Origin of the sequence: Colwellia sp. TT2012, from assembly GCF_001440345.1 — a bacterium.
Classification (GTDB): domain Bacteria; phylum Pseudomonadota; class Gammaproteobacteria; order Enterobacterales; family Alteromonadaceae; genus Colwellia.
In genome coordinates this window covers 1-731 of sequence record NZ_LJYX01000186.1, presented here as the reverse complement: position 1 = coordinate 731, position 731 = coordinate 1, and the positions used below count along the sequence as shown (strand labels likewise).

The window sequence follows — 731 nt, the reverse complement described above, 5'->3', positions numbered from 1 at the left end:
GTCAAACCGCTGCCGTCGGCCATTTCCACCAGATGGCCGAGCAGGCCGAAACCGGTGACGTCGGTCATCGCGGTCACGCCAGCCAGCTTGCCAAAGCGGCTGCCAGGCTTGTTGAGGGTACACATCCAGTCCCGCGCCAGGCCGATATCGGCTTCACGCAGTTTGCCCTTCTTCTCGGCCGTGGTGAGGATGCCGATGCCCAGGGGTTTGGTCAGGTACAAGCGGCAGCCGGCGGTGGCCGTGTCGTTGCGCTTCATATGGCGCTTGTCCACCAGACCGGTGACGGCCAGGCCGAAGATTGGCTCCGGGGCGTCGATGGAATGGCCGCCGGCCAGGGGAATACCCGCCGCGTCGCACACTGAGCGGCCACCGCGAATCACTTCCCGGGCAATTTCCGGGGCCAGTACATTGACCGGCCAGCCGAGAATGGCAATGGCCATCAACGGGTCGCCACCCATCGCGTAGATATCACTGATGGCGTTGGTGGCGGCAATTCGCCCAAAGTCGAAGGGATCGTCAACGATAGGCATGAAAAAGTCAGTGGTGGAGACCACGCCGCGCTCTTCATCGATGGAGTACACCGCCGCATCGTCCCGCGAGGCATTGCCTACCCAGAGCTTGGGGTCGAGGTTCTGCGCGCCGCTGCCGGCGAGGATCACTTCCAGCACCTGTGGCGACATCTTGCAGCCGCAACCGGCACCGTGGCTGTACTGGGTCAGGCGAATCGGCTC

Annotated in this window: 1 protein-coding gene; it reads right to left on the bottom strand. The window is 63.7% G+C overall.

Annotation, left to right across the window (positions count from 1 at the left end; translation table 11 throughout):
- On the bottom strand, nucleotides 1–731 hold a 731-nt coding region (gene selD / locus ASU03_RS19495), incomplete at both ends, for a selenide, water dikinase SelD (RefSeq protein WP_157466017.1).